Source organism: Dokdonella sp. (assembly GCF_035511235.1).
Lineage (GTDB): Bacteria > Pseudomonadota > Gammaproteobacteria > Xanthomonadales > Rhodanobacteraceae > Dokdonella.
In genome coordinates, this window is record NZ_DATKFQ010000012.1 from 45,284 (window position 1) to 67,369 (window position 22,086).

Sequence of the window (22,086 nt, forward strand, 5' to 3'; positions counted from 1 at the left end):
CGGGTGCGAGCCGGGTCGGTCGGTTGCACCGCTCCTCGCGCTCGTGGATGCTTGCGCGCCAGGGCGCGGGCCCGTCCGATCGTCGCGGCCGGCGCGGCCGTCCCGCACGGCGTACGGGACCGGATCTTTTCGCGATGAGTGGCAACGGCAACGGCCTGGTGATCCACCGCGGCAGCCGCGTCGAGCGGCTCGCCGATACGCTCGCGCAGACGCTCGACGCGCAGCGGCCGGCCGATCCGCTGCGCGCGCAGACCGTGCTGGTCGCCCATCCGGGCCTGAAACGCTGGCTGCTCGGCGAGCTGGCGCGCCGGCCGCTCGCCGACGGCAGCGACGGGATCGCCGCCAACCTCGATCTGATCCTGCCGTGGCAGTGGCTCGAGCGCGTCGCCGCCGACACACTCGGCGGCGATGCCGCGTCGGCGGCGCGCTGGCGGCGCGAGGTGCTGCGCTGGCGCCTGCTCGAAGCCTTGCCGGCGCTCGATGCCGAGCCGGTGCGGCGCTATCTGGACGGCGGCGACGAGCCGCGCCGCCGGTTCCAGCTGGCCGATCATCTGGCCGGCGTCTACACGCAGTACCTGATCTACCGGCCCGAATGGCTGCTGGCCTGGGAGGACCGGCCGGCGGCCAGCGCGGACGACTGGCAGGCGCAGCTGTGGCGGCTGCTGCAGGCCGGCGCCGCCACGCCGCATCGGGCGCGCCGCGCGCGGTCGCTGGTGCGGGCGCTGGCCGCCGGCGCCGGCGGCGATGCGCCGCTGCACGTGTTCGGCGTCAGCCATCTGCCGCCGGACGTGCTGGCCGCCCTGCGCGCGTACGCGCAGCACGCGCAGGTCCGCCTGTACTTTCCCGATCCGTGCCGCGAGCACTGGGTCGAGTTGCGCCGCCGCCGCGATCTGCTGCGCCTGGCCGAGGCGCCCGAGGCGCTGTACTACGAGGTCGGCCATCCGCTGCTGGCCGCGCTCGGCCGCATCGCGCAGGATTTCTGTCTCGCGCTCGACGAGGGCGACCCGATCGAGGAGCGCGACGCGGCCGACGAAGACGACGCCGCCGTCGACGACGCGCCGCTGCTCGAGCGGCTGCAGGCCAGCATCCGCCGCCTGCAGCCGGAGCTGGCCGGCGCCGGCGCAGCCGCGCCCGAGGCCGTGTCCGATGCCAGCCTGCGCGTGCATCTGTGCCATACGCCGCTGCGCGAGCTGGAAGTGCTCAAGGACGCGCTGCTGCGCGCGCTCGCCGACGACCCGGCGCTGGCGCCGCGCGACATCGTCGTGATGGCGCCGGACATCGCCGTCTATGCGCCGTATCTGCCGGCCGTGTTCGGCGAGCCGGGGCGCTACCGCAGCGATCCGGCCCAGGTGCCGTGGCATCTGTCCGACGTCGGCCTGGCCAGCCAGCATCCGCTGATCGGCGCGTTCGACGACCTGCTCGATCTGCCCGAGAGCCGCTTCGCGGCCGGCGAGGTGCTGGGCCTGCTCGACGTGCCGGCGATCGCGCGGCGGTTCGCGATCGACGCGGCCGGCCGCCAGGCGATCGAGCACTGGCTGCGCCGCGCGCACGTCGCCTGGGGACTCGACGCGCAGGCCAAGGCCGCCGCCGGTGCCGCCGCGCTCGACGCCCATTCCTGGCAGTTCGGCTTCGACCGGCTGTATGCCGGGCTCGTGCTCGGCGGCGACCGTCCGGACCACCTGCTCGACGGCCGCATCCTGCCGCTGGCCGGCGTCGCCGGCGGTGCGGTCGAGGCGCTCGGCCAGCTCGACCGGCTGCTCGGCCTGCTGCGCCGCCTGCAGGCAGCGATGGCGCTGCCGCGGCCGATCGAGGAGGCCTGCGACCGGCTGGTCGAGGCGATCGACGAGCTGTTCCTGATCGACCGCGCCGGCACCGATCGCGATGCGCTGGCCGAAGCCGCCGCGCTCGACGCGCTGCGGCGCCAGGTGCAGGCGCTCGGCGAACAGGCCAGGACCGCCGGATCGACCGCCGCGCAGCCCTGGAGCGTGCTGCGCGACGCGCTGCGGGCCCAGCTGCGCGCGGTGCCGGAACGGCAGCCGTTCCTGCTCGGCGGCGTGACGTTCTGCGGCCTGGTGCCGCAGCGTTCGATTCCGTTCGGCATGGTCTGCCTGCTCGGCCTGAACGAGGGCGATTTTCCGCGCGGCGGCGGCGAGGCCGGTCTGAACCGGATCGCGATGCAGCCGCGCCGCGGCGACCGCGATGCGCGCAGCGAGGACCGCTATCTGTTCCTCGAGGCGCTGATGGCGGCGCGGCGGCGGCTGCATCTGAGCTATGTCGGCATCGGCGTGCACGACGGCCGTCCGCGCAATCCGGCCGCGCCGCTGGCCGAGCTGCTGTCGTTCCTGGACGAGGCGCACGGCCTGGCCGATGCGGAAGGCGCAGAGCGGCCGTGGCACATCGTCCATCCGCTGCAGCCGTTCGATCCGCGCTACTACGAACGCGCGGCCGACGGCCGGACGCTGCACGATCCGCGGCTGTTCTCGTACGAAAGCCGCTATCTGACGCCGCCGCTGGCCACCCCGGCCGAGCGCCGCTTCGTCGCGCCCGACCAGCGCTATCCGGCCGCGCCTGCCGTCGATACCGGCGAGCTGTCGCTGGCCGCACTGGCGCGCTACTGGCGCGATCCGCCGCGCGACCTGCTGAGGCAGACGGTCGGGATCAGCCTCGAAGCGGCCGACGCGGATGTGTTCGACGATCGCGAGCCGCTCGAAGCGCGCGTCGCGCCGCTGGACCGCTTCGACCGCCGGCTGCTGCTCGACGCGCTGGCGGCCGGCGCAGACCGGGTGCCGGCCGAGGCGCCGCCGTGGCTGGCCCGCGCCGGCGTGCTGCCGTCCGGCGCACCGGGTGCACGCGCGTATGCCGGTGCACGGGCGGCAGCCGAAGCGGCACTCGGCGTGGCGCGTGCGCTGCTCGGCGAGGTGCCGGCGATCGCGGCAGCGCAGGCGGTCGAACTCACGCTCGGCGACGGGCGCCGTCTCGGCGGACGCTGCGAGCGCGTATATCGGCTCGGCGACGGCCGGCGGCTGCTGTTCGACGCGCAGCCGGCACGGCCGGCCGACTTTCGCGATCTGCTGCCGTTCTACCTCGACCTGGCCGTGCTGCGGCTGACGGCCGATCCGGCGTTCGAGGCCGGCTTCGTCGAAGGCGGCGAGGGCGTCCGGGCCGCGCGTGCCGGCACGCCGCCGCTGCTGGCGGCGCTGCTGGCGCAGACGCCGGCGCAGCTCGCAGACGGACTGCAGCGCCTGATCGCGCTCTGGGACGCGCGCCGCACGCAGCCGCTGCCGTTCTTTCCACGCACGGCCTGGGCCTATGCGACCGCCGCGCCGGGCGAACGGCTGCTGCGCGCGCAGCGGCGCTGGCACGGCGACGGCTCCGGCTGGCAGCGCGGCGAGCGCGACTACGCGCCCGGCTATGCCGGCCTGTTCGCGCGCGGCGCCTCGCCGGTCGATCCGGGCAGTGCGCTGCATGCCGGCTTCGTCGCCGCGGTCGAGGCGGTCTGCGCCGTGCTCGATCCGCAGCGCACGGTGCTGTTGTGCGCGGATGCTGCGGAGGCGGGCGCATGAGCGCGGCGGCGCCGCTCGCGCCGCTGGACTGGCAGCGCGTGCCGCTCGACGGCCGCGTGCTGATCGAGGCCAGCGCCGGCACCGGCAAGACCTATCAGATCGGTCTGATCTATCTGCGCGTGCTGCTCGAACGGCCGCTCGGCGTCGAGCAGGTGATCGTCGCGACGTTCACCGACGCGGCCGCGCAGGAGCTGCGCGATCGCCTGCGCCTGCGCCTGATCGAGGCCGAGCGCTGGCTGCAATGCCGGCTCGACGGCCGCGCCGCGGACGGCGACTCGCCGCTGCATGCGTATCTGGCCGAGCGCATCGGCGACGAAGCCGACGCCCGCGCCGGTCTGCGCCGGATCCGCCTGGCGCGCGCCGATTTCGACCGCGCGCCGATCCTGACGATCCATGCGCTGTGCCAGCGCATCCAGCGCGAGTATCCGCTGGAGAGCGGCGCCGGCTTCGCCGACGATCCGCTGGCCGACGAGCTCGCACTGATCGGCGAATGCGTCGAGGACTTCTGGCGGCGGCGCGTGCTGACCGCGCCGCCCGACGATCCGGCGCTGCCGGCGGCGCTCGCGACCGGCCTCGACGGTTTCAAGCGGCTCGTCGCCAGCGTGCGCGCAGCCGGTCCCGAATGCGTGCTGGCGCCGGCGCCGGTCGACCTCGACGCGCTGCGCGGCGTGCTGGCCTCGCTCGACGAGGCCGACGGTTTCGCCGTGCCGCTGCGCATGCTGCTGGCCGACCCGGAGGCCATTGCCTGGAACGGCACCAAGAAGGCCAGCCGCGCGCTGATCGAAGCGCTGGCCGCCGCCGATCGGCCCGGGCGCGCCCTGTTCGCGCTCGACGACGAGGATCTGGCGCGGCTTTGCGGCGAGGCCTGCGCGAAATGGCAGAACAAGGCGCGCCGCGTCGCGCTCGAGGAGCAGCCGTGCATCCGCCGCCTGGCCGCGGCCGCCGAGGCGCTGCTCGCTGCGCGCGCGCAGGCGCTGCCGGCGCTGCGCGCCGAGGCGGTCGCGTTCTGCGAGCAGGCGCTCGCCGAACGCGTGCGCCGGCGCGGCGTGCAGACCTTCTCGATGCAGATCGACGGCGTCCACGCGCGGCTGTGCGGCGCCGCCGCCGACACGGCGCTGGCCGACCGGCTGTTCGCGGCGTTTCCGGTCGCCCTGGTCGACGAGTTCCAGGACACCGACCGGCGCCAGTTCGCGATCTTCGACCGCCTGTATCGCGAGGCCGACGGCACGCGCCGCGGCGGACTGATCATGATCGGCGACCCGAAGCAGGCGATCTACGCGTTCCGCGGCGGCGACATCGCCGCGTATCTGGCCGCCGCGCGCGGCGCCGACGAGCGCCGCTCGCTGGCGACCAACTACCGCTCCAGCGGCCGTCTGGTCGGCGCGCTCAATGCGTTCTACGCGCACACCGGCGGCGGCTTCGGCGCGCTGCCGGTCCGCTACCAGCCGGTCGCCTGGGCCGATCCGAGCGACGGCGCGCGCTACACGCGCCACGGCGCGCCGGTCGCCGCGCCGCTGGTCTTCCATCGCTTCCGCGGCGAGGCCGCCGACGAGCGCGGCCGGCCGCTCGAGGCGCAGGCGCGTCTGGAGGCGCTGGCGCTCGAGGACTGCGCGAACCGCATCGCCGAACTGCTCGGCGACGGCCATGCGATCGACGGCCGGCCGGTCGGGCCGGGCGACGTCGCAGTGCTGCTGTCCACGCATGCCGAGGTCGCGGCGCTGCGCGAGCGGCTCGAGCGGCGCGGCGTGCCCTGCGCCGGCAGCGGCCGCGGCAGCGTCTTCGCCGGCGAGGCGGCGGCCGACCTGGTGCTGCTGCTGCATGCGGTCTGCACACCGGGCGACGCGGCGGCGGTGCGCGGCGCGCTGTCGACGCGCCTGCTCGGCGCCGACTATCGCGCGCTGGCGGCCTGGGATCGGGAACCGGCCGCGTTCGAACGCGAACGCGAGCGCTTCGTGGTCTGGCGCGAGCGTGCGCGCCGCCGCGGCGTGCTGGCCGTGATCGGCGAGGTCATCGCGGCGCGCGCGCCCGATCTGCTGGCCGATGCCGACGGCGAGCGCGTGCTGACCGATCTGCGCCATCTCGGCGAGCTGCTGGCCGAGCAGGAGCGCCGCCATCACGGGCTGGACGCCCTGGTCGCCTGGCTCAGCGCGATGCGCCGCGACGAGGCGGCCGCGCCGGACGAGGCCGACGCGCGGCGCCTGCGCGTCGAGAGCGATGCGCGGCGCGTGCAGCTGCTGACGATCCACGCCAGCAAGGGCCTGGAATACCCGATCGTGTTCGTGCCGCTGGCCTGGCGCGAACGCAGTGCTGCGACGCCGGCGTCGCTGCTGCGGTTCCACGATGCGGAGGGCCGTCTCTGCGTCGATCTCGGCTCCGAGCGGCACGCCGCGCATCGCCAGGCGCATATGCGCGAGGACCAGGAGGAAAGGCTGCGCCTGCTCTACGTCGCGCTGACGCGCGCGCGCGAGGCCGTGCACGTGCACTGGGTCGAGCGCCGCCGCACGAAGAGCGCTGCCGACGACGCTGCCGAGGATCACGGACGTTCGGCGCTCGGCCGCCTCGTCGACGAGGTGCTGAGCGCGCTCGGCGGCGCGCCGGTGGTGGCGGCCGCGACGGCGGCGGAAGCCGACGCCGCCGAACGCGCCGTGCTCGAGCGGCTGGCGAGCCTGCCCGGTGTCGCCGCGGCCGCGCCGCATGCCGGCCCGATGCCGGTCTATCGTCCGGCCGCCGCGCCGCGTCACCGGCGCGCGGCCCAGGCGCCGTTGCCGGCGCTGCGGCCGCCGTTGTGGCTGCACAGCTTCAGCGGCCTGCTGCGCGATGCGGCACCGTCCGAGGCGGCCGGCGCGTCCGACGAGCCGGCCGTCGAGTCCGGCGACGCGGCGCTCGAAGGCGTCGCGTTGCCCGACGCCGACGACGCCCGCCTGCTCGCGCTGTCGGCGCTGCGCGGACCGCGCTTCGGCGATGCCGTGCACGAGGCGTTCGAGAACGCCGCGCCCGGACCGTTCTGGCCGCAGCAGCGCGCGCGGATCGAGGATGCGCTGCGTCCGCTCGGCGTGCGCGGCGACGGCGGCGCCGAACAGGCCGCGCTGATCGAGGCCGCCGGGCGCATGATCGAGCGCGTCCGCCGCGCCGATCTCGGCGACGGCCTGCGCCTGGACGCGCTCGGCCCCGCGGCACGCGTCGCCGAGTTCGAGTTCCAGCTGCCGGTGCGCCAGGTCGGCCTGGCGCGGCTGCGCGCGCTGTGCGCGCTGCACGGTGCCGCCGAGGTCGTGCCGGCGACGCTCGACGGCGTGCGCCTCAACGGCATGCTGACCGGCTTCGTCGACCTGGTCTTCGAGGCCGGCGGCCGCTACCACGTGCTCGACTACAAGACCAACTGGCTCGGCGGCGGACTGGCCGCGTATCGCGGCGCGGCGCTCGAGGCGGCGATGCATGCGCACCACTACGACCTGCAGGCGCTGCTCTACACGGTCGCGCTGCACCGCTATCTGCGCCAGCGCCTGCGCGGCTACGCGCCGGAGCGGCAGCTCGGCGAGAGCTGGTACCTGTTCGTGCGCGCGGCCGGCCTCGACGGCGCGAGCGGCATCTGGCGCCGGCGCTGGCCGCCCGGCCTGATCGCGGCGCTCGACGCGGCATTCGCCGGCGCGGAGACCCCGCCGTGACGCCGGCACGCGGCGCCCGCGCGATCGACGAGGCGCTGTCGCGCTGGGTGCTCGCACGCACCGGCTCGGCGCTGCTGGCCCGCGCCGCGCTCGAGGCCAGCGCAGCCGAAGGGCAGGGCCATGCCTGCGCGCGGCTCGACCAGCCGCCGCTCGGCGCGGCGTTCACCGACGAGGAATACGCGGCGCTGCGTGCCGCCGACTGGGTCGGCGACGGCAGCGGCGCGCCGACGCCGTTCGTGCTCGACCGCCAGGCTCGCTTCTATCTGTGGCGCTGCTGGCGCCACGAGGCGGCGCTGGCCGACGCGATCGCCCTGCGCTGCGCGGGCGCGGCCGAGCCGGCGCCCGTGGCCGAGACGCTTGCGCTCGAGGCCGACGTGCTGTTCGCCGCTGCCGACCGCGCCGCGGTCGCGCGCCAGCGCGAGGCGGTGCTGCGCGCGGTCGACGGCCGTCTGCTCGTGCTGACCGGCGGTCCGGGCACCGGCAAGACCGCGACCGTCGTGCGCCTGCTGGCGATGCTGCTGCGCGTGGCCGCCGCGGCCGGCCGGCCGGCGCCGTCGATCGCACTGGCCGCGCCGACCGGCAAGGCGGCGCGGCGGCTCGCGCAGTCGATCGCCGCCGGCCGGCAGGCGCTCGCGCAGACCCTGCCGGAGGGCTCGGCGTTCGCCGCGCCGCTCGAGGCGATCGGCCGCGTGCCGGCGCGGACCGTGCACCGTCTGCTCGGCTACCGGCCCGATCTGAACGGCTACGCGCGCGGCGCGGCCGATCCGCTGCTGGCCGACATCGTCGTCGTCGACGAGGCCTCGATGATCGACCTGGCGCTGATGCGCCAGCTGTTCGAGGCGCTGCGGCCGGACGCGCGCCTGATCCTGCTCGGCGATCCGGACCAGCTCGCCTCGGTCGACGCCGGCTCGGTGCTCGCCGACATCGTCGCCAGCGCCGCGGCGCTCGGCGGGCGCGTCGTGCGGCTCGATCACGTCTGGCGTGCCGGCGTGCCGCTGCAACGCGACCTGCGAGCGCTGCGCGAGGCCGATACCGACCGTATCGAGGCGATTCTCGCCGGCGGCGGCGACGGCATCGATCTGCGGCCCTGCGCCGACGCGGCCGGCCTCGACGCCGCCCTGGCGCGCTGGCTCGACCGCCATCGCGATGCGTTCGACCGCCTGTTCGCGGCCGACGCCGAACCGGCCGACGCCTTGGCCGCGCTGCGCGCGGCGCAGGTGCTGACCGCATTGCGCGAGGGCCCGTTCGGTGCGGCCGGCCTCAATGCGCGGATCGCGCGGCGGCTCGGCGCGCGCTACGGGGTCGACCCGCAACAGGCCTGGCATCGCGGGCGTGCGCTGATCGTCACGCGCAACGACGACGCCAGCGGTCTCTACAACGGCGACGTCGGCGTGGTCCTGGACGGCGCCGACGGGCCGCGCGTCTGGTTCGAGGCCGGCGATGGCGACGGCGCTCCGGCGCTGCGCAGCTATGCGCCGGCGGCGCTGCCGGCGCACGAGAGCGCCTGGGCGATCACGATCCACCGCAGCCAGGGCTCGGAGTACGGCGAGGTCGCGGTCGTGCTGCCGCCCGATCCGGCCCATCCGGTGCTGAGCCGCGAACTGGTCTACACGGCCGTTTCGCGCGCGCGCGCCGCCGCCGAACTGTGGGCGGTCCCGGAAGCCGTGCGTGCCGCGCTGGCCCGGCCGATCGTCCGCCACGGCGGACTGCGCGACCGGCTGGGCGCGCCATGAGGCTCGCGCGCCGGCCCTGCATGGCGGTCCTGCTCGCGTTCGGCGCGGCGCTGCCGATCCATGCGCGCGCGGCGGCGGAGCCGGTGGTCGCGCCGACGCATACGCCGGTCGTGCAGCACTACGGCGGCGACCAGGGCCTGCCCCAGAGCGGCGTCAACGCGCTCGTGCAGCGTCGCGACGGCCATCTGTGGATCGCCACGCACGGCGGGCTGGCGCGTTTCGACGGGCGCGCGTTCAAGGTGTTCCGTGCCGATCCGCAGCTGCGGCCGGCCACCTCGGAGGTCGCACCCGGCAGCGGTCCGGCCAGCGACCGCATCCTCGCGCTGCACGAGGATACGCGCGGCCGTCTGTGGATCGGCACCCAGGACGCCGGCATCAGCGTGTACGAGAACGGCGTGTTCCGGAGCCTGCCGGCGTGCCGCGGCACCTGTCAGGTCGGCGCGTTCGTCGAGGGTGCCGACGGGCGGATCTGGGCGGCGAGCAGCGCCGGCGTCCTGCGCATCGACCCGGACACGCTGCAGGCGGCGCCGTTGCGGGACGAGGTACCGTCGCGCTACGACCATCTGGCCTGGGGACGCGACGGCGTTCTCTACGCCGGCGGACACGTCGGCTTCGCGGCGATCGTCGGCGATCGCGTCGAGCCGCTGGCGATGCCGGACGGCACCGATCACGTCGTCCTGCTCAAGGCCGACGGCGACACGCTGTGGGTCGCCACGCGCAGCGCGCTGTTCGCGTTCGATCCGGTCGACCGCAGCTGGCGGCGGCACGCGGTGGCCCGCGTCAACCAACTGGTCCGCGATCCGCACGGACGGCTCTGGGTCGGCACCTACGGCGGCGAACTGCAGCACGAGGACGATCAGGGCCGCTGGCAGGCGGTCGAGGGCCTGTCGCCCATCGTCGTGGTCAGCCTGCTGTTCGACGACCAGGGCAATCTGTGGATCGGCACTCACAACAAGGGCCTGCTCCGGCTGCGCGAGCCGTGGATCGGCCTGATGGCCGATCCGCGCGCGGCGATGAATGTTCCGGCGCGTGCGGTGATCGACGACGGCGAGGGCGGCCTGTGGTTCGCGCTCTCTTGCGGCGGCCTGCGCCATTGGCGTGCCGACGGCCGGGTCGACGCGCTGCCGCTGACCGCCATGCTCGGCAGCGAATGTGCCGCGACGCTGGCGAGCGATCGTGCCGGCCGCATCTGGGTCGGCACCGGCGATGGCTATCTCGGCCGGCTGTACGCCGACGGCACCGGCGTCGAGCGCATTGCCGCCTGGACCGACGGCGTGGCGATCCGCGCGATCCACGAGGCGACGGACGGCCGCTACTGGATCGCGGTCGATCGCAACACGTACCGGCTCGCCATCGCCGAGGACGGCCGCGTGCTCGCGCGCGAGGCGGTCGGCGCGCTCGAGGACATGGCCGCCAACCAGATCGTCGCCTCGCGCCGCGGCGGGATCTGGGTGGTCGGCGATCAGGGCGTGCTGCGCGTCGACGTCGAAGGCAAACGCGTGCTCGAGCGCTGGACGCCGCAGCAGGGCCTGTCCAGCCGCTTCGCGCGCGCGGTGTACGAGAGCCCCGACGGCGCGCTGTGGATCGGCACCTACGGCGGCGGCCTCAACCGGATCCGCGGCGGCCGCGTCGAACGTTTCGACCTCGACAGCGGCCTGTTCGACGATACCGTCTCATGTCTGCTCGCCGACGCCGAGGGGCGCCTGTGGATGGGCGGCAACCGGGGCGTCTCGCTGCTCGCCGCCGCACCGGCCGGCGCGGCGGTCGAGACCGTTGGCTACACGGTCGGCGACGGCCTGGTGCCGGCCGAGATCAACGGCGGCACCCAGGGCGCCTGCCATCGCGATCCGCGCGGCCGGCTCTGGTTCGCGCTGGTCGAGGGATTTGCCGTGCTCGACCCGGCGCGCGCGCGCGATCGCGTCGCCGCCGCGCCGGCGGCGCTGGTCGAACGCGTCGCGGTCGACGGCCGCAGCCAGCCGGTCGCCGGCCGGCTGCAGCTGGGCGCCGCCGCGCAGAACATCGAGATCGGCTACACCGCGGTCGACCTCAGCGCACCGGAACGCACGCGCTTCCGCTTCCGCCTGTCCGGCGTCAACGACGACTGGATCGAGGCCGGCCGCAACCGCACGATCGTCTACCCGTCGATCCCGTGGGGCGAGCACCTCTTCGAGGTGCAGGCGCGCAGCGAGGGCGGTGCCTGGACCTCGCCGCCGGCGACGCTGACGATCGCGCGATCGGCGCCGTGGTACCAGCGTCCATGGGTCTGGCTGCTGACGACGCTGCTCAGCCTGCTGCTGGTCGTGGACGGCACGCGCGGCGCCGATCTCAAGCGGCGTGCGCGCCTGACGCGGCTGCGCCGCCGGGCGTCGGACCGGTCCGATCCGCCGGCCCGCTGAGCGGGTTCCCGGCCTCGGCCTCGAACAGGCGGTCGAGCAGATCGTCGGGCGTGAACGGCTTGCGCAGCACGCAGACCGGCGGATCGACGCTCGGCAGGTCGCTGCGGCCGCTGACGAGGATCTGGCGCTGCGCCGGCTGCAGCGCATGCAGCCGGCGCAGCAGGCTCAGGCCGTCCCCGTCCGGCAGCTGGTAGTCCGACACGACCGCCGCAAAGCGCCTCGCGCCGGCCTGCGCCAGCGCGGGCTCGACGGCGCCGACCGCGGTCACGTCGAGCCCGGCCGCTTCGAGCGCTTCGGCCAGCACGATGCGCGCGGCCACGTCGTCCTCGACCAGCAGCACCTGCATCGGACCCTCGCCGGATGCGCGCGGCGCTGCCGCCGCGGCGGCCGGCAGCTCGATCGTCAGCACGGTGCCGCGGCCCGGTGCGCTGTCCACGCCGATGCGTCCGCCGGCCTCGTCGATCAGCCGATGGACCACGGCCATGCCGATGCCGGTGCCCTTGTCGTCGGGCTTGGTCGTGAAGAACGGCTCGAACATCCGCGCGGCGACCGCCGCGCTCATGCCGACGCCGGTGTCCGACAGCACGATCCTGACCTGATCGTCGTGCCGCAGCGCGCGGATCTCGAACGTGCCGCCGCCGGGCATCGCATCGCGCGCATTGGTCGCCACGTTGAGCAGGGCCAGCTCGAACTCCTCGCGGTCGAGCCGGACCCGCAGCGGCTGGTCCGGCAGCTGCAGCCGGATCGCGACGCCGACGTCGAACAGCGGCCGCAGCAGGTCCGAGGTCGCGCGGATCGCCTCGGCCGCGTCGAACACCTCGATCCGGCGTTCGACGCTGCGGCCGAGGCCGAGCAGGCGGCGCACCATCAGCGTGCCGCGCCGCGTGGCGTGCGCGATGCCCTCCAGCGCGCGTGCCGAGGTCTGCGGATCGGCGGTGGTGCGGGCACGGCCGGCGTGCCCGGCGATGACGCCGAGCAGGTTGTTGAAGTCGTGCGCGATGCCGCCGGCGAGGCGGCCGAGCACCTCGATGCGCTGCGACTGCAGCAGCTGCGCCTGCGAGCGCTCCTTTTCGTCGATCTCGCGCTCCAGATCGTCGCAGATCAGGTCCAGTTCCTCGCTGCGCCGGATCGCCCGGCGCGAGGCCGACACCAGCCGGTCCAGGATCGTCGCCACGACGATGAAGCCGAGGCCGGCCGACAGCAGGTCCGAGACCACCTCCTGCCGCGCCGCGAGCGCGTCGGTCGCGCGGTCCAGATCGACCCAGGCGCCGAGCGCCAGGATCGCGCCGATCACGCTCAGCGTCCGCCAGATCGCGTGGCGGCCGAGCAGCAGGCCCGCGAACAGCAGCGGCAGCAGATGCGTCACCTGCAGGCCGAGCTGCGCCTTGAGGCCATAGGCCTGGTAGTTGAGCCCCATCATGACCAGGCTGACGGCGACCGCGAAGCTCGCCGCCAGCCGGAAGCGGCCCTGCCGCAGCAGCCCGAAGCAGAGCCAGAGGACGCCGCTCAGCGCGACGCCGGTCGCCTGGCTGGTTCCGAACGTGCCGGTCTGCACGAGTGCGATCGCGCTCATCAGCGGCAGCAGCACGCCCGGCACCGCCAGCACCAGCTGCAGCATCGGCGCATTGCGCCGGTCGACCGGATCGTCCACCGGCACGTCGCGCAGCCATTCGTTGAGGCGTTCCCAGGAGATCACGGGTGTGTCGTGCAGTCGCGCGCCGGAAGGGGCTGCTACGCTAGCGCGAAATGGCGCGGCGCGACCGTGCATTCGCGCAGGTCTTGGCGACGCGAGCGCGGTCGGCCGGCGACGCACGGCCGCTGCCGGCGAACTTCTTTCCGGCGAATCGGCATCCGGCCACCCGGTTGCCTGCGGCACGCGCCGCAGGCATTCGCCGCATCCCGGCCGCAGCTGCGGAGAGGCGCACGCACGGTGCCGGACGCCGTTGCCGCGTCCGCTCGCGCCAGGGCGGTTTCCGGCTCGCGCCCGGCGTCCGCATCGGCTTGACCTGCATCAACTTGCGCTGGCCGTACGGCGCTAAGGTGGCGGCGTCCCGACTCCCGGCCTCAACGACCATGCGCGACATCCTCGTCCACATCAGCCGCTACGCAAACTGGACCGGCAGCGTCGAATACGCCGCGCGGATCGCCGCTGCACTCGACGCCTCGCTGACCGGCGCCTACGTCTATCCCTCGCCGCTGTACATGATGCCGCCGTACGGCTCGCCCGAGCTGCTGTCGGCGATGATGGAACACGCACAATCGATGGAGGAGGGCGCGCTGCGGGTGCGCGATACGTTCGCGGCCTGGGCGGCCGAGCGCGGCGTGACGCGCACCCAGTGGCAGGTCGCCGAAGGCTATCTGCCCGACACGCTCGGCCAGATCTGCAACTGGCACGATCTGCTCGTCGTCGAACGCGATCCGGAGCTGCTCTGGGGCGCGCCGCAGGCGCTGGCCACGCTGATGCTGCAGGTCGGCGTGCCGTGCATCGTCGTCCCCGGCGACGGCCGCTTCGAGACCGCACCGCGCCGCATCGCGCTGGCCTGGAACGGGGCGCCGGAGGCCGCGCGCGCGATCCATGCGGCGATCCCGCTGCTGCGCGGCGCCGACGAGGTATTCCTGCTCTGCGGCGACCGCCGCGATCTGTATACCGGTGCCGGCTTCAAGCCGCCTTTCAGCATGACCGAACATCTGGCGCAGCATGGCGTGAGCGTGCAACGGCGCCTGGTCGACGCCGACGACGAGGAGGCCGGCACCGCGCTGCTCGCGGTGAGCGCCGAGTGCGGCGCGGACTTCCTGGTGATGGGCGCCTACGGTCGCAGCCGCTTCAGCGAATGGGCGTTCGGCGGCGCGACGCGGCAGGTGCTCGCCCAGGCGCCGATGCCGGTGCTGATGCGCCACTGAACGGCATGTCGCACCCATCGGCCGCGCAGGCGGCCGGTGGCGAGGCGCGTTGTTGCGACGCGCGCCGCCGCAACCGAAGCGGTGTGCCGATCGGAGCGGATCGAAAGCGCCGATCCGGGCGTCGCGCGGCGTGCGCAGCCCACCGGCGCCGGCGCGGCGGCCGTTCTCAGCCGGCCGCGAGCACGCCGGCCGGCAGCTGCATCGTCACGCAGTGCAGGCTGCCGTTCTGCCAGATCAGCGGCCGGCACGGGATCGGCACGACCGTACGCCCCGGATGCGCGGCACCGATGATCGCGGCCGCGGCCGCGTCGGCCGGATCGCCGTAGGCCGGCACCAGGACCGCGCCGTCGACGATCAGATAATTGGCATAGCTGGCGGCGAGGCGGCGTTCGCCGTCGGGGCCGGCGTCCAGGATCGGCCGTGCCCACGGCAGCGCATGCAGCCGGTACGGCCGCCCGTCGCGGGTGCGCAGCGCGACCAGCTCGTCGGCCATGCGCGCCAGCGGCGCGTAGTGGCTGTCCTCGGCGTCGTCGCAGGCCTGGTAGACGATCGCGTCGTCCGGCGCGAGCCGCGCCAGCGTGTCGATGTGGGCGTCGGTATCGTCGCCTTCGAGGTAGCCGTGTTCGAGACCGAGCACGCGGTCGGCGCCGAGCGTCTCGCACAGCGTCGCCGCGATCGCGTCGCGGCGGCCGCTGCCGTGGCGGTGCTCCAGGCAGTTCCAGGTGGTCAGCACGGTGCCGGCGCCATCGGATTCGATCGCGCCGCCCTCGAGCGCCCAGTCGATGCGCTGGTGTTCGGCGTCGCCGAACAGGCCGCGTGCGATCAGGCCTTCGACCAGCCGGTCGTCGCGGCCGGCCTCGAACTTGCCGCCCCAGCCGGTGAAGCGGAAATCGTCGAGCACGAACCGGCGGCCGTCGGTCAGCGTGATCGGTCCGCTGTCGCGCAGCCAGGTATCGTCGTACGGAATCTCGACCCAGCGCACGCGCGCGGCGTCGACGTCCGCTTCGGCCAGCAGACCGGCCGCGCGTTCGCGTACCGCCGCATCGGCGACGCAGATCACGACCGGCTCGAAGCGCGCGATCGCCGCGGCCAGCGCGACATACGTGGTCTCGACCTCGGCGAGGCGATCGGCCCAGTCGGTGCCGGCATGCGGCCAGGCGATCAGGACCGCTGCCTGCGGTTCCCATTCCGCAGGCAGGCGCAGGTGCGTCCCGGTCATCGTCAGGAGGCCGGACTGGCGACCGCGTGGATCACGCGATCACGCTCGAAGTAGACCGTGTAGTCGGCGTAGCGCCAGCGGTTGATCGGCGGCTGCCGCGGCTGGCCGCCGCCGGCGGTCGGCAGCTTGTCGAGCGGTGCGCCGTAGCGGCGCTCGACCTCGGCCATCGACAGGCCGCGCTGCGGCAGGTCGCGGCTGCGCTCACGCTCGACGTTCTGCAGCAGCAGGCTCTCGGCATGGGCCGCGGGCAGGGCGGGAATGCTCAGCGCCAGCAGCAGCGCCGTGCCGACAATTGACTTCAAGTTCATCGCGCAACCTCATGATTGGGTTGTCTAAAGGGCCGGCGGATCACGACCGGGCAGCAGCGTCGGACGTTGTAGCAGAAGCCGGCGGCGACTTCCATGACGGCGATGCGCCGTTTCGAGACCGGTGCGGCCCCGAGGCCGGCGATATCCGAAACGCGCTGCGGCCGCGTGGCGCCGCCGCCGCGATGCAGGCCCCCAGAAACGACGAAGGCCGCTTGCGCGGCCCTGTCGAATCCTGCGGCATGGCCGCGGACGGCCGATCAGCGCTGACGCGCCTTGAACCGCGGATTGCTCTTGCAGATCACGAAGATCTTGCCGCGACGGCGCACGACCTTGCAGTCACGGTGCCGCGACTTGGCGGACTTGAGAGACGACAGCACTTTCATCGGAATGGCCTCGGAAACATCTGGCGAAAAAGACGCGCGACTATACCGGTGGAACGCCTTGAATGCAAAGCCCGATCGCGCCGGATGTCGGGCGGCCGCCGGCGCGCTCCACCGGGTGCGCAGGCCCGGAGCCGGTGCCGGGCCGCTGGCGCGGATCGTCCGGTCTGCCGCCGGTGCCGCGCGAACGATCGAACGATCCGGCCGCGCGCGGCCGGGCAGGCCGGCCTGACCGCGGGCGCGGGCCTAGACGCGGCCGGTCACCGGGATCGAGGCGCCGGTGATCGCGCGCGCCGCGTCCGACAGCAGGAACACGATCACGGCGGCCAGATCGGCCGGTGCGACCCAGCGTGCGAAGTCGGCATCGGCCATGTCGGCGCGGTTCTGCGGCGTGTCGATGATGCTCGGCAGCACCGCGTTGACGGTGATCGCGCGATCCTTGAGCTCCTCGGCGAGCGCCTCGGTCAGCCGTGCGACGCCGGCCTTGGAGGCGGCATAGGCGCCCATGCCGGCGCCGGCCCGGGCCGCCGCCGCGGCACCGATGTTGACGATGCGGCCGCCGTCGCCGAGCAGCGGCAGCGCGGCCCGGCTCGCCGCGACCGCGGTGCGCAGGTTGACCGCATAGAGCAGATCCCAGGTGTCGAGGCTGCCGCCTTCGACGGTCTCCCAGCGGAACGTGCCGGCGATGTTGACCAGCGCGTCGAGGCCGCCGAACGCGGTGCCGACGCGCTCGAACACCGCCGTGGCGGCCGCGGCGTCGCCGAGGTCGACGCCACCATAGGTGCTGGCGGCGGCCAGGGCAGGCGGCGCCTCGGCGCTGCGGTCGATCGCGGCCACGCGTGCGCCGGCGGCCCGTGCGGCCTCGACGACGGCGGCACCGAGGGCGCCGAACGCGCCGGTGACCACGACCCGCTTGCCTTGGAGCTGCATCATCTGACGTTCCTCGCTGTTCGATCGAATCGGCGAGTGTAGAACGTCCATCCTCGGCGGACGAGGCACCCGGCCGCGACCGGCGCCCGCGCGGGCACACAATCGGATCAGCCGGGGGCTTGAGGTTTGCGCAGCGCGCCCCCAATCGCAGCCGCTGGGCCGTTGCGAGCCTGCCAGTCCAGACGGAGGGCATGATCGCTGCGGCATCCGGGCCGCGGTGCCGGGCGGGAGCCGGCGGCCTCCACACGCATTCTTCGGACAGCAAAGGTCACCCGATGGTCTCGATCACACGCTCCCGCGCAGCGCAGCTGCGCCGTGCCGCCCCGGTCCTCGCGACCGCACTTGTCGCTCTCTCGGCCGCGGCCCCCGCTGCCGCCGTCGACACGACGCTCTACGCCGGATCCAGCGTGACCGCGTCGGACCGCTACTGGTCGCCGGCGTTCTATGTCGACGTCGCCGGCGATCGCCGCCAGACCGGGCGTTTCACCTGGCGGCCGGTCGCCTCGCTCGGCTGGGTCGGCGCGCGCGACGAGCGCCCGCAGCTCGATCGCGACGTCGTCGTCGCGGCGGCCGGCGTCAGCCTGGTCGACTGGTGGAAGCGCGCGTTCTTCTCGTTCCAGTTCGGCTATGCCAACCGCACGACCGAGGCGCTCAGCAGCCATGGCCAGTTCATCAGCTCGCTCGGCTGGCAGGGCGACCGCTTCGCCCTGATGGTGCGCCACGTCTCCAACGGCAACGTCTTCGGCGGCCGCAATCTCGGCGAGACGATGTTCATGGTCGGCGTGACGTTCTGAGCTGCGGCCCGGCGGCTTCGCGGCGGCGCGTGCGGACGCGCCGCCGCTTTTGTTTCATCTGAAAAAACAATCAATCGAGACGCAGCGCGATTATCTTCCGCTTGCGCAGGATCATCTTAGGCGCCTCGCACACATCCGGAGGTTCCCCATGATTACCCTGCGTCCCGCCGCCGAGCGCGGCCATGCCGACCACGGCTGGCTCGATTCGTGGCACAGCTTCTCGTTCGCCGACTATCACGATCCGGATCACGTGCACTGGGGACCGCTGCGCGTGATCAACGAGGATCGCGTCGAGGCCGGCCGCGGCTTCGGCCAGCACGGTCACCGCGACATGGAAATCATCAGCTACGTGCTCGACGGCGCGCTCGGCCACAAGGACTCGATGGGCAACAGCTCCAGCATCGTGCCCGGCGACGTGCAGCGCATGAGCGCCGGCACCGGCGTCATGCACTCGGAGTACAACTACAGCCCGGCCGGCCAGACCCATTTCCTGCAGATCTGGATCATTCCGGCGCAGCAGGGCGTGACGCCGTCATACCAGCAGAAGCATTTCGACGCCGCCGACAAGCGCGGCCGGCTGCGCCTGATCGTCAGTCCGGACGGCCGCGATGGATCGGTGACGATCCATCAGGACGCGTATCTGTACGCCGGTCTGTTCGATGGCGCCGAGACCGCGCGCCTGCCGATCGCCGCAGGACGGCTCGGCTACGTCCACGTCGCGCGCGGCGAGGTCGTCGTCGACGGCCATCGCCTGGCCGCCGGCGATGCGCTGCGCTACCAGGCCGAATCGCTGATCTCGATCGGCGAAGGCCGCGACGCCGAGGTGCTGGTGTTCGATCTGCCGGTACTGTAGGCGGCGGCCGGACCGATACGCGGGACCGGCCGCGCCATCACAGGCGGCCTGTTCTCGCGCTGCCGGGGAGGACTGCGCCGGCGGCGGTGTCCGCAGTCGATCGAGAAGGCCGCGGGCTTCCCGGCCGGGTTCGATCGGCGCCGTTCGGTCGCAGAGGGCGGCAGCGCGGCACGACGTCCGCGTCCGCCGCCACGCCCCGCGCGCAAAGCTTCTCTAGAGAGCCGTCTTCTCGAGCAGCACCCAGAGCGCGACGGCCAGGCACAGGCCGAGGAAGATCGCGCCGCCCCAGGCCGCGCCGCCGCCGCCGCGCCTGCGCAGCAGCCGGCCGAGCACGAGGGTCGCCAGCAGCGGCACGATGAGCAGTACCAGCACCAGCAGTCCAGCCGGCAGGTTCGGATCGGTCGTCATCTATCACTCCGGTTCGGCCGCGGCGGCCAGCACGTCGAGCGCCTGGCGCGCCGCGATCCATTCTTCGTTGGTCGGTTCGACCGCGACGCGCACACGGCTGGCCGCGGTCGAGATCGTCGCCGCATCGCGCGCATTGGCGTCCTCGTCGAGTTCGACGCCGAGCCAGGCCAGATCGCGGCAGACGCGGCGGCGGATCTCGGCGCTGTGCTCGCCGATGCCGGCACTGAACGCGATCAGGTCGACGCCGCCGAGCACCGCGACCAGTGCGCCGATCTCGCGCACGATGCGCCGCACGTACAGCGCCAGCGCCGCGCGGACGCGTTCGCCGAGCGCATCCGTGCGGGCTTCGAGCGGGAACAGCGCAGGCGGATCGGCCGATACGCCGGAGACGCCGAGCAGACCGGACTGGTGATAGAGCACGTGGGCGACCTGATCGACATCGAGCTTCTCGATCTGCATCAGATAGAGCACCGCGCCCGGATCGAGCGCGCCGCAGCGCGTGCCCATCATCAGGCCGTCCAGCGCCGAGAAGCCCATCGTCGTCGCGACGCTGCGCCGTGCCTGCAGCGCGCACAGGCTGGCGCCGCTGCCCAGATGCGCGGCGACGACGCGGCCGTCGGCGATCGCGCCATGGCGCTCGGCCAGCGCGGTCGCAAGGTATTCGTACGACAGTCCGTGGAAGCCGTAGCGGCGCAGGCCGCGCTCCCAGGCCGCGTACGGCAGCGCCAGCATCTGCTCGACCTGCGGCAGCGTGTGATGGAACGCGGTGTCGAAGCAGGCGACCTGCGGCAGATCGGGGCGCGACTCGAGCAGGGCTTCGATCGCCTCCAGCGCGAACGGCTGATGCAGCGGCGCCAGCGGCACGTAGCGCCTGAGGTCGGCCAGCACGTCGGCGTCGACGCGCACCGCCGCGAAGTAGCGGCTGCCGCCGTGCACGACGCGGTGCGCGACCGCGGCCAGGCGCCGCCCGGCCAGTCGCGTGACGACGCGCTCGCGGATCAGCGCCAGCGCGGCGTGATACGGCTGCGCCGGATCGAGCGAAACCGGGGCCGGCGCGACGCCGGTTTCGCCGTAGGTCGTCGGATCGCGGCCGATGCCCTGGACCTTGCCGTTCCAGACCGGCGCGCGCGGCAGCGGCGAGCGGCCGGTGTCGAACAGCGCGAACTTGATGCTCGACGAGCCGCAGTTGAGCACCAGGACCAGATCGCCCTGGGTCGCGTAGCGGTCGGCGGCGCTCACGGCGGGCTGACCCGGTAGCGGTGCGCGAGCAGCTTGGCGATCGCGCAGGAGGCGATCCGCGAAGCTTCCGAATCGGCGCGGCTGGTCAGCACGATCGGCACCCGCGCGCCGAGCACGATGCCGGCGCTGGCGGCCTGGCCCAGATACATCAGCTGCTTGGCGAGCAGGTTGCCGCTCTCCAGGTCCGGCACCACCAGCACATCGGCGCGGCCGGCGACCGGCGAGGCGATGCCCTTGACCTGGGCGGCAGCGGCCGAGACCGCGTTGTCGAACGCCAGCGGTCCGTCGAGCACGCCGCCGACGATCTGGCCACGGTCGGCCATCTTGCACAGCGCCGCCGCGTCGAGCGTCGCCGGCATCGCCGCATTGACGGTCTCGACCGCGGCGAGGATCGCCACGCGCGGCGCGGCGACGCCGATCGCGTGCGCGAGCTCGATCGCATTGCGCACGATGTCGGCCTTCTGCTCGAGGTCCGGCGCGATGTTGACCGCGGCATCGGTCAGGATGAACGGGCGCGGATAGGCCGGCGTCTGCATCACGAAGCAATGGCTGATGCGGCGCTTGGTGCGCAGACCGGCCGCGGCCGGCACCACCGCAGCCATCAGCTCGTCGGTGTGCAGGCTGCCTTTCATCAGCGCCTCGACCTCGCCGCTGCCGGCCATCGCGGCGGCGCGCGCCGCGGCGGCATGGCTGTGCGGCACGTCCTCGATCGCGACGCCGGCCAGGTCGAGGCCGGCCTCGGCGGCGACCGCCTCGAGCCTGGCGCGCGGCGCGACCAGCACCGGCACGATCAGGCCGGCATCGCGCGCCTGCAGGGCGGCCGACAGGCTCGGCGCGTCGCAGGGATGCACGACCGCCGTGCGCACCGCCTCGAGCGGCGCGACGTGGGCGAGCAGGCGCTCGACGCCGTCGCGTCCGGCGACGTCGAGCCGGATGTCCGGCAGTGCCGTGCGCGGTCGCTCGATGCGCTGGTCCGGCGCGAGCACGATCGCCTCGCCGTCGACGACCGCGGTGCACTCCTGGTTGTGCGCACGACAGGCCAGCGTGACGTGGCGGCGCGCCGGATCGCGCGCGGTCACGGTCACCTCGATCGTCAGCCGGTCGCCGAGGCGGACCGGCGCGAGGAAGCGCAGCGTCTGGCTGAGATACACCGTGCCGGGACCGGGCAGGCGGGTACCGAGCACGGCCGAGATCAGCGCGCCGCTCCACATGCCGTGCGCGATCACGCCGTGGAAGCGCGACGACGCCGCGAACGCCGGATCGACGTGGCTGGGATTGACGTCGCCGGACATCAGCGCGAACAGCTGGATGTCCTCGACGGTCAGCGTACGCTCGATCGCCGCGCGGTCGCCGATCGCGATCTCGTCGAAGGTGCGGTTGCGCAGGATCTTGAGATCGGCGGCGGCATCGGGCGGCATCGGAACTCCTCGCGAAGACGAAGCGGCACCGGGTCTGCGCGTAGCGCAGCCGACGGCACCGTCCGTGCAGTCTACGCGGCGCGATGTCGCCGCCGCTTGATCGCGATCACCTCCCGGCTCGGGCATCGACGGCCGTCCGGCCGCGCCGGCCAGGCCCCATCGCCGTGCGGCGGCGTCGCAACCCTCATGAGGCCGGTGCCGCCGGCCGGAGGCTCGGCACGTCGACGGCATCGGCATCCGCGGGCCTGGACGCTGCGTCTCGGGCGGCCGGCCGGTGGCGCC

15 protein-coding genes are annotated in these 22,086 nt (G+C 73.9%); 7 read left to right on the forward strand and 8 right to left on the reverse strand.

Annotated features, from left to right (window positions below):
* Positions 1-134 precede the first annotated feature (134 nt).
* From recC to VMR06_RS06720, 4 genes are read left to right on the forward strand one after another with little or no spacing between them, the layout of a single operon-like run.
* Positions 135-3,563, forward strand: a complete 3,429-nt coding sequence (gene recC, locus VMR06_RS06705; protein WP_325374375.1) for an exodeoxyribonuclease V subunit gamma — start codon at positions 135-137, stop codon at positions 3,561-3,563.
* Entirely contained in the window at positions 3,560-7,225 is a 3,666-nt protein-coding gene (locus tag VMR06_RS06710) for a UvrD-helicase domain-containing protein (RefSeq protein WP_325374377.1), read from the forward strand. The genes recC and VMR06_RS06710 overlap by 4 nt, the downstream gene beginning before the upstream one ends.
* On the forward strand, positions 7,222-8,958 hold the full coding sequence (gene recD, locus VMR06_RS06715; protein ID WP_325374380.1) for an exodeoxyribonuclease V subunit alpha: 1,737 nt from the start codon (positions 7,222-7,224) through the stop codon (positions 8,956-8,958). Before VMR06_RS06710 ends, recD begins: the two co-directional genes overlap by 4 nt.
* Positions 8,955-11,354, forward strand: coding sequence for a ligand-binding sensor domain-containing protein (locus tag VMR06_RS06720; protein ID WP_325374382.1), 2,400 nt, complete (start codon positions 8,955-8,957; stop codon positions 11,352-11,354). Before recD ends, VMR06_RS06720 begins: the two co-directional genes overlap by 4 nt.
* Here VMR06_RS06720 and VMR06_RS06725 read toward each other — a convergent pair.
* Positions 11,284-13,050, reverse strand: a complete 1,767-nt coding sequence (locus VMR06_RS06725) for an ATP-binding protein (protein WP_325374385.1) — start codon at positions 13,048-13,050, stop codon at positions 11,284-11,286. The genes VMR06_RS06720 and VMR06_RS06725 overlap by 71 nt on opposite strands.
* Positions 13,051-13,427: 377 nt before the next feature.
* Between VMR06_RS06725 and VMR06_RS06730 the strand changes: the two genes are divergently transcribed.
* Entirely contained in the window at positions 13,428-14,255 is an 828-nt protein-coding gene (locus VMR06_RS06730) for a universal stress protein (protein WP_325374387.1), read from the forward strand.
* 166 nt (positions 14,256-14,421) lie between these two features.
* Here VMR06_RS06730 and VMR06_RS06735 read toward each other — a convergent pair whose 3' ends face one another.
* The 4 genes from VMR06_RS06735 to VMR06_RS06750 form a co-directional block, all read right to left on the reverse strand.
* Positions 14,422-15,474: an agmatine deiminase family protein gene (locus VMR06_RS06735; RefSeq protein WP_325374389.1), complete on the reverse strand. Its 1,053-nt coding sequence runs from the start codon at positions 15,472-15,474 to the stop codon at positions 14,422-14,424.
* Between the two features lie 2 nt (positions 15,475-15,476).
* Complete coding sequence (locus VMR06_RS06740; RefSeq protein WP_325374391.1) at positions 15,477-15,782, reverse strand: hypothetical protein; 306 nt, start codon at positions 15,780-15,782, stop codon at positions 15,477-15,479.
* Between the two features lie 257 nt (positions 15,783-16,039).
* Entirely contained in the window at positions 16,040-16,165 is a 126-nt protein-coding gene (gene ykgO, locus VMR06_RS06745; protein ID WP_017355593.1) for a type B 50S ribosomal protein L36, read from the reverse strand.
* Between the two features lie 243 nt (positions 16,166-16,408).
* Positions 16,409-17,095 (reverse strand): SDR family oxidoreductase, encoded by a 687-nt coding sequence (locus VMR06_RS06750; protein ID WP_325374396.1) that lies wholly within the window; start codon positions 17,093-17,095, stop codon positions 16,409-16,411.
* Between the two features lie 404 nt (positions 17,096-17,499).
* Between VMR06_RS06750 and VMR06_RS06755 the strand changes: the two genes are divergently transcribed.
* Complete coding sequence (locus VMR06_RS06755; protein ID WP_325374398.1) at positions 17,500-17,886, forward strand: lipid A 3-O-deacylase; 387 nt, start codon at positions 17,500-17,502, stop codon at positions 17,884-17,886.
* 148 nt (positions 17,887-18,034) lie between these two features.
* Positions 18,035-18,739, forward strand: coding sequence for a pirin family protein (locus VMR06_RS06760; RefSeq protein WP_325374400.1), 705 nt, complete (start codon positions 18,035-18,037; stop codon positions 18,737-18,739).
* Positions 18,740-18,952: 213 nt separating this feature from the next.
* Here the strand turns inward: VMR06_RS06760 and VMR06_RS06765 are convergent, their stop codons facing one another.
* From VMR06_RS06765 to VMR06_RS06775, 3 genes are read right to left on the reverse strand one after another with little or no spacing between them, the layout of a single operon-like run.
* Entirely contained in the window at positions 18,953-19,147 is a 195-nt protein-coding gene (locus VMR06_RS06765; RefSeq protein ID WP_325374402.1) for a hypothetical protein, read from the reverse strand.
* A 3-nt stretch (positions 19,148-19,150) separates the two neighbouring features.
* Positions 19,151-20,386, reverse strand: a complete 1,236-nt coding sequence (locus tag VMR06_RS06770) for an acetate/propionate family kinase (RefSeq protein ID WP_325374404.1) — start codon at positions 20,384-20,386, stop codon at positions 19,151-19,153.
* The gene (locus VMR06_RS06775) at positions 20,383-21,804 is read right to left on the reverse strand and encodes a bifunctional enoyl-CoA hydratase/phosphate acetyltransferase (protein WP_325374406.1); all 1,422 of its coding nucleotides are present in this window, start codon (positions 21,802-21,804) and stop codon (positions 20,383-20,385) included. The genes VMR06_RS06770 and VMR06_RS06775 overlap by 4 nt, the downstream gene beginning before the upstream one ends.
* Positions 21,805-22,086 lie beyond the last annotated feature (282 nt).

Coding starts and splice junctions, on each gene's coding strand:
- VMR06_RS06735 (WP_325374389.1), bottom strand. CDS start 15,474: ATGACCGGGACGCACCTGCGCCTGCCTGCGGAATGGGAACCGCAGGCA.
- recC (WP_325374375.1), top strand. CDS start 135: ATGAGTGGCAACGGCAACGGCCTGGTGATCCACCGCGGCAGCCGCGTC.
- VMR06_RS06710 (WP_325374377.1), top strand. CDS start 3,560: ATGAGCGCGGCGGCGCCGCTCGCGCCGCTGGACTGGCAGCGCGTGCCG.
- VMR06_RS06750 (WP_325374396.1), bottom strand. CDS start 17,095: ATGATGCAGCTCCAAGGCAAGCGGGTCGTGGTCACCGGCGCGTTCGGC.
- VMR06_RS06740 (WP_325374391.1), bottom strand. CDS start 15,782: ATGAACTTGAAGTCAATTGTCGGCACGGCGCTGCTGCTGGCGCTGAGC.
- VMR06_RS06760 (WP_325374400.1), top strand. CDS start 18,035: ATGATTACCCTGCGTCCCGCCGCCGAGCGCGGCCATGCCGACCACGGC.
- VMR06_RS06730 (WP_325374387.1), top strand. CDS start 13,428: ATGCGCGACATCCTCGTCCACATCAGCCGCTACGCAAACTGGACCGGC.
- VMR06_RS06775 (WP_325374406.1), bottom strand. CDS start 21,804: ATGCCGCCCGATGCCGCCGCCGATCTCAAGATCCTGCGCAACCGCACC.
- ykgO (WP_017355593.1), bottom strand. CDS start 16,165: ATGAAAGTGCTGTCGTCTCTCAAGTCCGCCAAGTCGCGGCACCGTGAC.
- VMR06_RS06765 (WP_325374402.1), bottom strand. CDS start 19,147: ATGACGACCGATCCGAACCTGCCGGCTGGACTGCTGGTGCTGGTACTG.
- VMR06_RS06720 (WP_325374382.1), top strand. CDS start 8,955: ATGAGGCTCGCGCGCCGGCCCTGCATGGCGGTCCTGCTCGCGTTCGGC.